The sequence below is a fragment of the Sporanaerobacter acetigenes DSM 13106 genome, from assembly GCF_900130025.1.
Lineage (GTDB): Bacteria > Bacillota > Clostridia > Tissierellales > Sporanaerobacteraceae > Sporanaerobacter > Sporanaerobacter acetigenes.
The window spans coordinates 297,103-309,659 of record NZ_FQXR01000003.1; the positions used below are offsets into that span (position 1 = coordinate 297,103).

General features: G+C 30.5%; 12 protein-coding genes, 1 tRNA gene and 1 pseudogene. 1 reads left to right on the forward strand and 13 read right to left on the reverse strand.

The window, feature by feature from the left end:
* Positions 1–34 precede the first annotated feature (34 nt).
* The 9 genes and pseudogenes from BUA21_RS15320 to BUA21_RS03820 all read right to left on the reverse strand — a co-directional run.
* Positions 35–172, reverse strand: a pseudogene (locus BUA21_RS15320) (amidase domain-containing protein); the annotation flags it as partial.
* A 311-nt stretch (positions 173–483) separates the two neighbouring features.
* Positions 484–580 (reverse strand) — tRNA-Sec (locus BUA21_RS03785).
* 55 nt (positions 581–635) lie between these two features.
* Complete coding sequence (locus BUA21_RS03790; protein ID WP_072743342.1) at positions 636–1,496, reverse strand: GerMN domain-containing protein; 861 nt, start codon at positions 1,494–1,496, stop codon at positions 636–638.
* Positions 1,497–1,514: 18 nt separating this feature from the next.
* A complete protein-coding gene (locus BUA21_RS03795) occupies positions 1,515–2,726 on the reverse strand; it encodes a sensor histidine kinase (protein WP_084604134.1) in 1,212 nt (403 codons plus the stop codon).
* Between the two features lie 196 nt (positions 2,727–2,922).
* On the reverse strand, positions 2,923–3,618 hold the full coding sequence (locus BUA21_RS03800; RefSeq protein WP_072743343.1) for a response regulator transcription factor: 696 nt from the start codon (positions 3,616–3,618) through the stop codon (positions 2,923–2,925).
* Between the two features lie 78 nt (positions 3,619–3,696).
* A complete protein-coding gene (gene selB / locus BUA21_RS03805; RefSeq protein ID WP_072743344.1) occupies positions 3,697–5,604 on the reverse strand; it encodes a selenocysteine-specific translation elongation factor in 1,908 nt (635 codons plus the stop codon).
* 14 nt (positions 5,605–5,618) lie between these two features.
* Complete coding sequence (gene selA, locus BUA21_RS03810) at positions 5,619–7,031, reverse strand: L-seryl-tRNA(Sec) selenium transferase (protein WP_072743345.1); 1,413 nt, start codon at positions 7,029–7,031, stop codon at positions 5,619–5,621.
* Positions 7,032–7,049: 18 nt separating this feature from the next.
* Complete coding sequence (gene selD / locus BUA21_RS03815; protein ID WP_084604124.1) at positions 7,050–8,081, reverse strand: selenide, water dikinase SelD; 1,032 nt, start codon at positions 8,079–8,081, stop codon at positions 7,050–7,052.
* Between the two features lie 20 nt (positions 8,082–8,101).
* Positions 8,102–8,743: a helix-hairpin-helix domain-containing protein gene (locus BUA21_RS03820; protein WP_234973670.1), complete on the reverse strand. Its 642-nt coding sequence runs from the start codon at positions 8,741–8,743 to the stop codon at positions 8,102–8,104.
* Positions 8,744–8,885: 142 nt separating this feature from the next.
* Between BUA21_RS03820 and BUA21_RS03825 the strand changes: the two genes are divergently transcribed.
* Positions 8,886–10,178, forward strand: coding sequence for a D-alanyl-D-alanine carboxypeptidase family protein (locus BUA21_RS03825; RefSeq protein WP_459550723.1), 1,293 nt, complete (start codon positions 8,886–8,888; stop codon positions 10,176–10,178).
* Positions 10,179–10,190: 12 nt separating this feature from the next.
* Here BUA21_RS03825 and BUA21_RS03830 read toward each other — a convergent pair whose 3' ends face one another.
* Genes BUA21_RS03830 through yqeK form a run of 4 tightly spaced genes read right to left on the reverse strand, consistent with a single transcriptional unit; the run spans position 10,191 to position 12,542 of the window.
* Positions 10,191–10,571, reverse strand: a complete 381-nt coding sequence (locus tag BUA21_RS03830; RefSeq protein WP_072743349.1) for a RidA family protein — start codon at positions 10,569–10,571, stop codon at positions 10,191–10,193.
* A gap of 38 nt (positions 10,572–10,609) precedes the next feature.
* Positions 10,610–10,966, reverse strand: coding sequence for a ribosome silencing factor (gene rsfS, locus BUA21_RS03835; protein ID WP_143147123.1), 357 nt, complete (start codon positions 10,964–10,966; stop codon positions 10,610–10,612).
* Between the two features lie 16 nt (positions 10,967–10,982).
* Positions 10,983–11,963, reverse strand: coding sequence for an LCP family protein (locus BUA21_RS03840; protein WP_072743350.1), 981 nt, complete (start codon positions 11,961–11,963; stop codon positions 10,983–10,985).
* Between the two features lie 6 nt (positions 11,964–11,969).
* Positions 11,970–12,542, reverse strand: a complete 573-nt coding sequence (yqeK, locus tag BUA21_RS03845) for a bis(5'-nucleosyl)-tetraphosphatase (symmetrical) YqeK (protein ID WP_072743352.1) — start codon at positions 12,540–12,542, stop codon at positions 11,970–11,972.
* Between the last annotated feature and the right edge of the window lie 15 nt (positions 12,543–12,557).

Consider the following 12,557-nt stretch of genomic DNA (forward strand, 5'->3'; position numbering starts at 1 on the left):
GTTAAGATAATTGCCACTAGTTAATAAGGTTTCTCTACCACTTTTTTATTTTATCTTCTGGAATTCCACCATAATTTACGCATTTTGAAACGAAATTTGCACAATCACTGTTCCCATTTTTATAAAATTCAAGACTATCTTCTCTGTGGTCACGAGCATAATCCCTTGCATCTAATCTATTATATGTTACACTAGCCCTTGAACTTTTAACCGATGCAGAATTATTCTAAAGTTCTTTGCTAATAAACTCACTCAATGCACCTTTCCCATTATTAACAATATTCCTACTTTGTAATACGGAATCTTCATCTGAGTAAATTTGTTTTAGTATATTTTTATAGTTATATTTATTATAATACACTATATAAAATTAGGCTAATATTTCCAAGATACAATTTAAGACAGATAACATGATTTTTAGCTCAAAATAAATCAAATATTTGCAAAAAAACAAAAAAAGCGACCGAAGTCGCTAATTTTCAATGGCGGGAGCATGTGAGAATCGAACTCACCCAAGAGGCTCCTAACCCCTCGCGCTGGTTTTGAAGACCAGAGAGCCCACCAGGACTCATCTACCCCCAGATTAAAAACCATATTTTATTATAAGACATAATATGCTATTTTTCAAGCTTTTTTTAATATATAATTCCTTCTATTAAAAAGTCCTCTCCATTATAAATCAACTTTAAATTTTTTTGAGAATTTTTTACACTACCTTTTTCATAGCTTATAGTATATTTAACACTCATTTTTAGTTCATCTGAATATTCATATATTGTATAATCTTTAATATCATAATTAATTATGCCCTTAAATTCCTCTATCAAATAAGTCTTTAGTGTATTATATTTAAATTTATCCACATCCTTTAAATTTAACATAGATATGCTTTCATCATACTTATGGTTTAGTATAGAATCATAATAATTATTTATTATTGAAACAGGGCTTACATATTTTTTAGAAACTATCATGCCACTAAACTCAAAAGGTTCTCTAATACAATAGTATTTATACAACACATCTCTTGCTTTCCCATCTATAAGTATCTGAACTTTGTTTATGGAAGAAATAGAAGTCAAAGAATTGACGATAGAATATATTACAAAGGCTTCCTCTTTTTCAGTATAATCTTTTCCTACTAAATCGCTTGAAAAACTTACATAAGCTACACCATCATTTATATCAATAGATAATACTTTAGTACTAGCTGGTACAATACTTTTCAAGTTTTTTTTAGAAGTTCCCTTTAACAATTCATCTATAACCATCTCTTCTATTTGGGCATTTTTTCTTGGTACAACTCTAAATTCTGGAGCTAAATAGTCCATTGATTCACTGGGATAGTAAAGAACAATTTCAAGCTTATCTTCTGGCAAGGGATTTATGGGAGGAAAATTGTTGCTTTCTTCATTTACTACATCATATTTTTGACATGATGTAGTGGTTATAGAAATTATAAATACGAATAATATGATTAAATATTTTTTACTCATATATATCACCCCAAAACATCAAGTCGTAATAGGCAGTTTAATATAAAATGTACTACCCACTCCAACTTTACTTTCTACTTCTATAGTCCCTTGATGCAGTGATACTATCTGCCATGCAATAGACAACCCCAACCCTGTTCCTCCCGTATCCCTAGATCTAGCTTTATCTACTCTATAAAATCTTTCAAAAATATTTTGAATGTTCTCTTCTGGAATACCTATGCCATTATCTTTTATTTCTATAATGGCATATTTCCCTTCATTATACAATTTTAACTTCACTTTTCCCCCAGTTTGCGTATACTTGATTGCATTGTCTATAATATTTATAATAGCCTGTTGTATTTTCTCATTATCTACTTTTAATTGTATCTTTTCATTTAAAACTAATTCTAAATCTATAGATTTCTTTTCAGCTAGAGGCTTTAGTCTTAAATAAATCCTTTCAAGCAAAAAATTCATATAAGTTATCTTTAAATCCAATGTGAGCTTTTCCTTATCTAAATCCACCAATGTCAATAAATCCGTTATGATATTGTTTAGTCTATCTACTTCTGAATCTATATCAGTCAAAAACTCTTTATACACATCTACATTAAAATCTTCTCCAGAAATAAGAGATTCTGACAAGATTTTTATTGATGTCAATGGAGTTCTTAACTCATGAGATACATTGGCTACAAAATCCTTTCTTTGAGTATCGACTTGATCCAATTTTAAAATCATAATATTAAAAGCTTCAGCTACTTCTTTAAATTCATCGTTACTATCTATATTTACCTTTTCTTCTAAATGACCTTGAGCTACTTTATTTATTGCATTTTTTAATTGTCCTAGGGGTTTAAATATAGCATCAGAAAAGAAAAAAGCTATAATAGCTGTAACAAGCATGCTTATTCCAGATATAAGTGCTACCTTTCTTGAAATATGTTTAACTTCTAAGTATATATTATCAATAGATACAGATATAAGAGTAGCACCTACTATTTCATCATTTAGTATTACTGGTACAGAAACATACATAACCCTACCAGTATCTCTAAAATTATATACTCTTCTACTATTTTCCCCATTCAAAGCTTTCTGTATCTCATCATGCTTAAAAGTATCCCCAATAAATAAATTGTTTGAATCCCCCTTAACAATATTATTTTTATCTACAATGATAATTCTTCCATTTATCTCCTTGCTGTACTCATTTATAGCCTTTTTTACCCATTCTTCATTCATTCTATCTGAAGCTAGCTGGTATCTTGTTCTATTGGAAATGATATTGGCCTTTGTAAAGGTATCATTTTGCTTTTGTTGTATGTATATATTTAAAATGGTCTTGGATATAAAAATATTTATTATTATCAGTGTGACAAATATCAATAATAAATAGGTGGAAACTAATTTCCACCTTACACTAATAAATTTTTTTTTATCATTGTGGCCTACTTCTAAAATAGTAACCAACTCCCCATTTTGTAAGTATATATTCTGCTTGGCTTGAATCTCTTTCGATTTTTTCTCTAAGTCTCCTGATATGAACATCAACGGTTCTTAAATCTCCAAAATATTCATAGCCCCATATAGTTTCCAATAATTCTTCTCTAGTAAATACTTTCCCAGGGTTTGAAGCTAAAAGTAGTAATAAATCAAATTCCTTTGCAGTAAGATTGACTTCTTTTTCACGTACAGTTAATTTTCTGCCCAAAGTATTTATAGTAAAATCATCAATTTGAATTACTTGATCAGTAATATTGGTACTTTTCATGTTTACTCGCCTAAGTATAGCTTTTATCCTTGCTTTCAATTCCAGTATATTGAATGGCTTAGTCAAATAATCATCCGCACCATATTCTAAACCTAATATTTTATTTATATCTTCACCTTTTGCAGTAAGCATGATGATTGGCACTTGTGAATCCTGTCTCAATTTCTGACACACTTCTAATCCGTCTATGCCTGGCAACATCAAATCCAAAAGAATCAAGTCGTATCTTTTATTTTTGGCTTTTTCCAAGGCTTCATATCCATCAAATGCAGTATCTATAATATATCCATCCTGCTCTAAGCTGTACTTTAAACCTTTTACAAAAAGCTTTTCATCATCTACAATTAATATTTTGGTGTCCATTTTATCACCTCATATATTTTATCAAAAATGTCATATTAATTATATTTCGACACTTTATTTCTTTTCCCTCTATTTTCCCTAAAATAATGTCCTTTTATCTTCTATACGCTTAGTAATTTTGCACTGATCAAAATATTCAAGCAATCCTATAGCTATTTTTCTATTTGTATTCAGCAAATCTCTATATTGAGATGCCGTAATAGATTCATTATCAGCTAAATAATCCTTTAAGATGCTTAAAGCTTTTGTATATAACTCTTTTAAAAAGTAAGTATCTTCTTTTATTTGAATTATTTCACCACAATCCACCAATGATTCAAATACTTGTTCCACATTATTTTTATCATATTTAATTATATCATACAATTCCTCTAGTTTAGGCGGTATAAAACCTCTATTTAAAAATTCTTTCTTTATACTATCTACAATCTTTAGTTGTTCCTCAGAATAAATTATTTTAAAATCTTTCAAAAATAGTACTTGACCATTTTGGCATATAGAACCATCATCCATTATTAAATTAAGCAAACTATCTGCCATTTTGGGCTTAGCACTTTTTAAATATTTGCTTCTAATTTCTTCTTTTGACATTCCAGCTTTTAATGGTTTCTTTTTGTGGTATTCTTTGAGCTCATTTTCAATCGCATCTTTCAATTGGTTAAAATAATCTATGTGAACGATATAGACATCTTTCAATAAGGATATAATCTTTATCTTGCCATTCTGCTCTAATTTTTTTATTTCATTTATAACTTTATCTTCAGGCATAACAGTATACATGACAATATTCTTAACTGTTGGATAGCTACTACTTTTATCCAATATTATTTTCTCCACTATTTCAGTAAAATCCCCTGTTTCTTTTATTTTCAATTCTTCTAATGCTCTTTCATCAAATCTTTTCTTCTTGTCTGGATTTGATTCCAATACTTCTCCTCCTCCAATAGTAAACATTGGAGAATAAAATCTTAAAATAAATTTATCTCCTCTCTTTGCAACTATAGGCTCTTCTAATCTCAATTGAGCATATCCGCTTTCTCCTGGAGACAAGAATTCATTATCTAACAATACTACTCTACATAATACCTCTTTAGTCCCTATATAAAGTCTAAGTCTTGATCTATTTTCAATAATCTTTGGAATATCTCTAAGTATCTTAAGTTTCACATCTAGCATCATAGTATCTTTCATAGAACCAATAGAAGCTACTACATCCCCCCTTTCCAATTCAGATTTTTTTAGCCCTGCTAAATTTATTGCAACTCTTTGACCAGCATAGACAATAGATGTATCTTTGTCATGCACTTGCAGTGAACGTATTCTGGTTGTTTTATTTCCTGGGAAAACTTGTACTTCTTCTCCTACTTTAAGCGTTCCAGAAATCAAAGTTCCTGTAACAATAGTACCAAATCCAGATATAGTAAATACTCTATCTACGGGCAATCTAGGCATACCCTCACTATCCCTTTCCTCTACTTCATCTGACAATTCATCTATGAGTTTAATAGTTTCATCTATACCAATCCCTTTGGTTGATGAAACAGGGATAATTGGAGTCCCTTCAAGAAAAGTTCCTTCTACGCTCATACTTACTTCTTCTTTGACAAGTTCCAGCCACTCTTCTTCTACTAAATCTGCTTTAGTTAAAACTATAAATCCACTTTTTATCCCAAGAAGATCCAATATAGCTAAATGCTCTTTGGTTTGTGGCATTACTCCCTCGTCTGCTGCAACAACCAATATAACTATATCTATACCAATAACTCCTGCCAACATATTTTTAATAAACTTCTCATGACCAGGAACATCAATTATTCCTGCTCTTTTCCCACTAGGTAAATCAAAATATGTAAAACCTAATTCTATTGAAATACCTCTTTCTTGTTCCTCTCTCAATCTATCAGTATTTCTACCAGTGAGAGCCCTAATTAAAGTTGTTTTTCCATGATCGATATGACCTGCAGTCCCTATGATTATATGCTTCATTTAAAGCACTCTCCTTACTTTTCTAAAGCATTCTTAACGCCTTCTACTATTATATCAAACTCATCATTTTTAACTGTTCTCAAGTCCAAATATATTTTGTCTTTAGAAACACGAGTAATGATTGGAATCCTAAAACATCTCAATCTCTTTTCAAACTGTGCTGAACTTATTTTTTTTGATGACAAGGTCAAACATTTAGTAGGTAATTTTTCTAAGGGCAAAGAGCCTCCACCTACTTCAGAATAATCATCTTCTATTTGCATTTGGATTAACTCTTCACTTATTTCTTCGTTCAACATATTTTTTAATCTATCTGCTTTTCTTTCAAGTTCATCAAGAGAGATAGTCATCATATTGAGTGTAGGAATATTCTTCACAGCAGAATCCTCATCTAAATATAATTTAAGAGTTCCCTCCAATGCGGATATAGTGAATTTATCCACTCTAAATGCCCTAGTCAAAGGATTTCTTTTCATTTTCTCAATATACTCTTTTTTCCCAACTATAATTCCAGCTTGAGGCCCTCCTAAAAGTTTATCTCCACTAAATGTAACAATATCTACGCCATTTTTTATAGAGTTTTGTACAGTTGGTTCATATTCCAATCCATATTTAGATAAATCTATCAACACACCGCTGCCTAAATCTTCTACAATAGGTATTTCATATTTTTTCTTCAAACTTTTCAACTCTTCTAAGGAAACCGAAGAAGTAAACCCAAGTATTCTATAATTGCTTGTATGAACCTTTAAAAAAGCAGCAGTATTTTCATTTATAGCATTTTCATAATCCCATATATGAGTCTTATTAGTCGTACCTACATCTACAAGATATGCTCCACTTTGTTCCATAACTTCAGGAACCCTAAACGAACCACCAATTTCTATCAATTCTCCTCTAGATACAATGACTTCCTTATCTTTTGCCAATGTGCTTAAAACCAACAACACTGCAGCAGCATTGTTGTTAACAACCATTGCACTTTCTGCACCAGTAATCTTTGTAATTATTTCTTCCAAATGACTATATCTAGATCCTCTCTGGCCTAGCTCCAAATCATACTCTAAATTAGAATAATTGGAAGATACTTCTATTATATTTCGAATAACTTTTTCACTCATAAGAGACCTTCCCAAGTTTGTATGAATTATAACTCCTGTAGCATTTACAACTCTCTTTAATTTGAAATTGTTCTTTTCTTCTGCATTTTCAACTACAAAATGTGGCAATTTTTTTATTCTTTCTTCTATATTCTCATCTTTTATAACTCCATCTTTTATATCATCTCTTAAAATATCCAGCTCTTCTCTTATTGAATCTAATATAGTAACCCTTGGCAATTTATCCAACTTCTCACTTATAATAGGGTTTTCTAAAAGTTCATCAACTTTAGGTATAAAGCTAAATAATTTTTTACTTTCTCCCATTTTCATCCATCCTCTTCATTATTCTACGTAAATATAATGATCTCGCTTTTCTAGCACTTCTCCAACAACACTAAAAGAAGTAGGTGTATTTTTAAGTTCTTCCAGCAATTTATCTACTTTATCTTCTGATACAGATATAAGCAATCCACCAGAAGTTTGAGGATCAAACAAAATATCTTTTTTTTCTACTGGAATTTCTCTTAAAAATTTAACCCTATCTCCAATATAAGCTTCATTTTTATAAGCTCCTGCTGGAACCAGTCCCATTTGTGCAAAATAAAGTGCACCTTCAATTAAAGATATTTTGTCATGATCTATTTTTAAACTCACTGAACTAGCCATAGCCATCTCTAAACTATGACCCAAAAGTCCAAATCCAGTTATATCAGTACAACCATTCACTCCAACTTTATCAATAGCATCTTTAGCATATTTATTTAGTGTAGTCATGACTTTCACTGCTTCATCATAAGATTTTTCGTCTGCCAAACCACCTTTAATAGCTGTATTTATGATACCAGTCCCTATAGGTTTTGTAAGAACCAACAAATCACCTGATCTTGCACCGCCATTGGCAAGTACTTCATCAGGATGAACAAATCCAGTTACAGAAAGGCCATATTTAGGTTCATCATCTTCAACGGTATGACCTCCTACTAGTATTGCACCAGCTTCTTGTACTTTGTCATGACCTCCTTTTAATATTTGAACCAATACATCTGGAGATAAGCAATTTGGAAAGCAAACTATATTCATAGCCATAATAGGTTTTCCACCCATGGCATATACATCACTTAAAGAATTGGTAGCTGCAATTTGACCAAATGTATATGGATCATCAACTACAGGTGTGAAAAAATCCAATGTTTGTATAATGGCCAAATCATCATTTACTTTATATACAGCAGCATCATCTGAAGTATCTAATCCAATGATTAAATTTTCATCATAAGTTTTTGGTAATTGACACAAAACTTGTGCCAAGGTATCAGGACCTATTTTAGCTGCTCACCCTGAACTCTTCGTAAGCTCTGTAAGTCTTTTGTTCATCTTAATCCCTTCCTTCTATTTTATTTAACAGTAATAAAATCTTTTATATTTTCAAATTTTTTATTTCCTATCCCTGATACATTCATAATGTCTTCAATACTATTGAACTTCCTCGATTCCCTATATTCTACAATTCTTGTAGCTAATACTTCCCCAATTCCTGGTAGATTCATCAATTCTTCTTTTGTACAAGTATTTATATTTATCTTATTGCTCTTATTTCCTGAACTATTACTTGAACTTCCTCCATCAGAAATTTCAACTTCATCTATTATGTCATTATCTTCACCAATTTTAGGAATATATATCTTTTCTTCATCTGCCAATTTTTTGGCCAAATTTATTCTATCTAAATCCGCCTCACTCTTAAGACCACCAGCACTGTTTACAGCATCAATGACTCTTGAGCCATTTTTTAATTGAACAAGACCTGGTTTATATACTTGTCCGCTAATATGAACCATTATGATTTCTTCTGCTTCATTTTCATCTTTTGGTTTTCCTTCATCTATTTCTTCCAAATCATCTAAAGTGATTTCTTCCAAATTTGTTTTTTTATTCAATGTTACATTTTTGTTATATAAATTAAAAAAGATAATAAAAACGACTATTATAACTAATAATAGTATAACGATTTGCTCTCTTTTTGTAAAGAATTTCACCTTTATCACCTCATTTTGACGAATAATCATACTATTTTATTCTATTAATTTTAGGTTTTTCCTCTTTTTATAAAAATATTAATTATGGTATTAAAATTTTCATGAATTTCTGATATACTAATATCAGTAATGTGTAAGGAAGGTGTATATTTTGAAAAAAATCGGACTTATATTTTTAGTTTTTGTTCTTATATTTAATTGTAGTTTTTCCTATGCCGATGACTTAGATATAACTGGAGAAGCAGCTATTTTAATAGATGCAGAAACTGGACAAATACTTTATGAAAAAAATGCTAATATGCAACTTTTCCCTGCTAGTACTACAAAGATAATGACTGGAATACTTGCAATTGAATATGGAAATTTAAATGACATTATAACAATTGATGAAGATGTTGTAAAAAGAACTGATGGAACACATATTGCATTAGATGTGGGAGAACAAATGTCATTAAATAATTTATTACATGCCCTTTTAATAGAATCTGCAAATGATGCCGCAGTAGCAATAGCTATACATATTTCTGGAAGTGTTGAAGACTTTGCTGATCTTATGAATGAAAAAGCAAAAGAAATAGGTGCTACAAACACTTACTTTAAAAACCCTAATGGACTCCCAGATGAAAACCATTTGACTACAGCCCATGATTTAGCCATGATAGCAAAATACGCAATGCAAAATGAAACTTTTCGAGAAATAGTAAAAAATTATACATATGTGATTCCTCCAACTAATAAAAAAGAAGAATCTAGATATTTGAAATCAAACAACAGATTATTATATAGCAACAAAAAAATCAATGTGGATGGAAAAGTTATACCCATTAAATATGAATGGGCCACTGGAGTTAAAAGTGGCTATACAACAGCTGCTCAACAATGTTTAGTATCCTCTGCCGCCAAAGGCAATATGAAACTTATTTGTGTCGTATTGAAATCCTGTGGTACAGATGTCTATGTAGATACACATAAACTACTCAATTATGGTTTTGATAATTTTGAAAAAGCACATTTATCATTTAAAAATGAATTTATAAAAAACGTAAGCATTGAAAATGGCTCTAGTTCTTATGTTTCAAGTGTAGCTAGTGAAGACTTATACGTTACAATCCCCAAAGGAAGTAGAAGTAATATTGAAAAAATAGTTTCTTTAGACGAAAACCTACAAGCTCCTATAATAGAGGGACAAGCTCTTGGAAAAATAGAATATTTTCTTAATGGAAATTCTTTAGGAACTATAAACATTGTTTCTACAATGAATATACCAGAAAAAACTGTGGAAGAAAAAATAAAAGAAAGTTTCATTTTTAAAGAATGGTGGTTAGTTTTATTGATCTTATTTACATTTTGGAGAATACTTTCTACAGTTAAAAGAGCTAAAAGAAGAAAAAGAAGAAAAAATGCATATATAAAAGTAAATGACCCTATTAAATAGGGTCATTTACTTTTATATAATTGCTATAGCTTCAATTTCAATATCACCATTCTTAGGCAATTTAGCTACTTCTACACAAGATCTAGCTGGCTTATGATCCGTAAAATATTCTCCATATACTTCATTTATTTCTCCAAATTTGTCCATATCGCTTATGAATATTGTTACTTTCACTACATCTTCAAGAGTAGCACCAGCTTCTTTAAGTATTGCCTTAACATTTTCTAAACTCTGTCTGGTCTCTTTTTTTATGTCATTTATTATAAGTTCTCCTGTTTCAGGAACTATTGGCAATTGACCAGATGTAAAAATCATATTTCCTGCTTTCATACCTTGTGAATAAGGTCCTATTGCTGCTGGAGCCTTATCAGTATTTACAACTATTTTATCCATAATAAAACCTCCTTTATATATAAAAATCTTCCCATTTCTTATGAAATGAGAAGGCTTATATCAACTTCCTCACTATCTGACCACAATCTCTCTAAATTGTAAAAACTTCTATCTTCTCTATGAAAAACATGAACTATAATATCGCCATAATCTAAAAGTATCCATCTTGCAGAACTGTATCCTTCTTTTTGTACCAAACCAAATCCTATTTTAGACATTTTCTCATCAATTTCATCTGCAATAGCTGTTACTTGACTAGTAGAATTTCCACTAGCTATAACAAAATAATCTCCTATACTACTAATTTTTTGTATATTTAATACTTTTATATCAAATGCCTTTTTGTCATCACAAGCTTTCACAATAGTAGAAAGTCTTTCATCAATTTCAGTCACAACAAAACCTCCCAATTTAATTGTTTATTTTTTGACTGTCATCTATACTATCTATAGATTTATTTTCTACAGCCTTGTGCTCTGTAAACATATTTCTTGCCAATTCCTGAGATTCATCCACATATGGTATATAATATGCTACCCCATTTATGGTTTTTGGCTCTCCTGGCAATGTTGCCATCTGAATATTTTCTGTATCTATATCTTTTGCCTTCATAGCAAATTTCATGATTACATCTAATGGTATATTTGTATCTACATATTTGTAATAATTGTTTATCATTTGAGGAATTTTAACTATATTTCTAGGCTTTAAAGTTTGTTCTATAGTTGCTTTGACAAATTGTTGCTGTGCTCTTATTCTTCCCAAATCCGCATCTTTATAGCCTTTTCCTTTATAGCCTTTTCTATATCTCAAAAACTGTAGTGATTTATCTCCATATAATACTTGTCTACCTTCTTTTAAATGTATTCTAAGAGGTGGATCTGCTACTAAATCTTCATAGTCCATATCCATAGGCACATCTACTTCTACTCCGCCTATTAAATCTATATATTTTTCAACAAATTTGTAGTCCACTCTTACATAATAATCCAAATCTACTCCCAATAAATCCTTGACGGCCTTTATAGACAAATCAGGGCCTCCATAGACATGAGCATGATTTATTCTTTCTTGATTTTTCCTACCTCTTATATAAACTTTGGTATCTCTAGGTATAGACAATACAGATACACTACCAGTGGATTTATCCATTTTGCAAAGCATCATAGTATCTGATCTTCGTTTATTATCTTTTAAAATATCCTTTGTGTCTATTCCAAGTAAAAGAAATGTAAGCTCATCATCGTCATCATCAATTGTACTTTTGGAAAAATTGTCATTTCCCTCAGCTATTTCATCTTCAGCATTTACAAAATAATAAACTACTCCCCCATAAGCTATAGTAAAAATCAAAAAAGATATAAAAAACGTCTTAAAAAATTTCTTTTTCACAGGACCTCACTCCAAATCCTCTCTTATTTTTAAATAATTTCTTGCTTTAATAGTATCTAAGTGGATAAGACCTCCACTTTTTACTACAAATACAATAGTATTATCCATAGCTTTTATCAAACTCTTATCTAAATCCCTATAAGCCAACCATCTAACTTCCTCTACCCCTTCAAATTTCCTATTTGGCTCAATATAATCAGCTATAAACACAATCTTATCTAAAATGCTCATATTTTCTTTTCCAGTGGTATGATATCTAATTGCACTAAGTATTTCTTCATCATAAATATTATATATATGTTTTGCAACTTCTGCACCCAAAGGCCCATGTATAAGTTCTACATTGTTTTCCATAACATTATCTAAAATTATATCAAACTCGGCAGCCATTTTCAATAAATTTCTTTTTTCTCTAAATTTAGCACAATCATGAAACAACCCTGCAATTTTAGCTTTTTCCTCATCTACTTTATAAATCTTAGCAAGTTCCATGCTTGTATTCATAACACCAAGAGAGTGTATATACCTCTTTTCCCCTATATCTTCTTTTAGTTTCTCATAAGCCCAATCCTCAACCATTTAAAATTCCTCCAA

Excerpts from the sequence above, each read along its gene's own strand:
- BUA21_RS03790 (WP_072743342.1), bottom strand. The coding sequence starts at position 1,496 with ATGAGTAAAAAATATTTAATCATATTATTCGTATTTATAATTTCTATA.
- BUA21_RS03795 (WP_084604134.1), bottom strand. The coding sequence starts at position 2,726 with ATGAATGAAGAATGGGTAAAAAAGGCTATAAATGAGTACAGCAAGGAG.
- BUA21_RS03800 (WP_072743343.1), bottom strand. The coding sequence starts at position 3,618 with ATGGACACCAAAATATTAATTGTAGATGATGAAAAGCTTTTTGTAAAA.
- selB (WP_072743344.1), bottom strand. The coding sequence starts at position 5,604 with ATGAAGCATATAATCATAGGGACTGCAGGTCATATCGATCATGGAAAA.
- selA (WP_072743345.1), bottom strand. The coding sequence starts at position 7,031 with ATGGGAGAAAGTAAAAAATTATTTAGCTTTATACCTAAAGTTGATGAA.
- BUA21_RS03830 (WP_072743349.1), bottom strand. The coding sequence starts at position 10,571 with ATGGATAAAATAGTTGTAAATACTGATAAGGCTCCAGCAGCAATAGGA.
- yqeK (WP_072743352.1), bottom strand. The coding sequence starts at position 12,542 with ATGGTTGAGGATTGGGCTTATGAGAAACTAAAAGAAGATATAGGGGAA.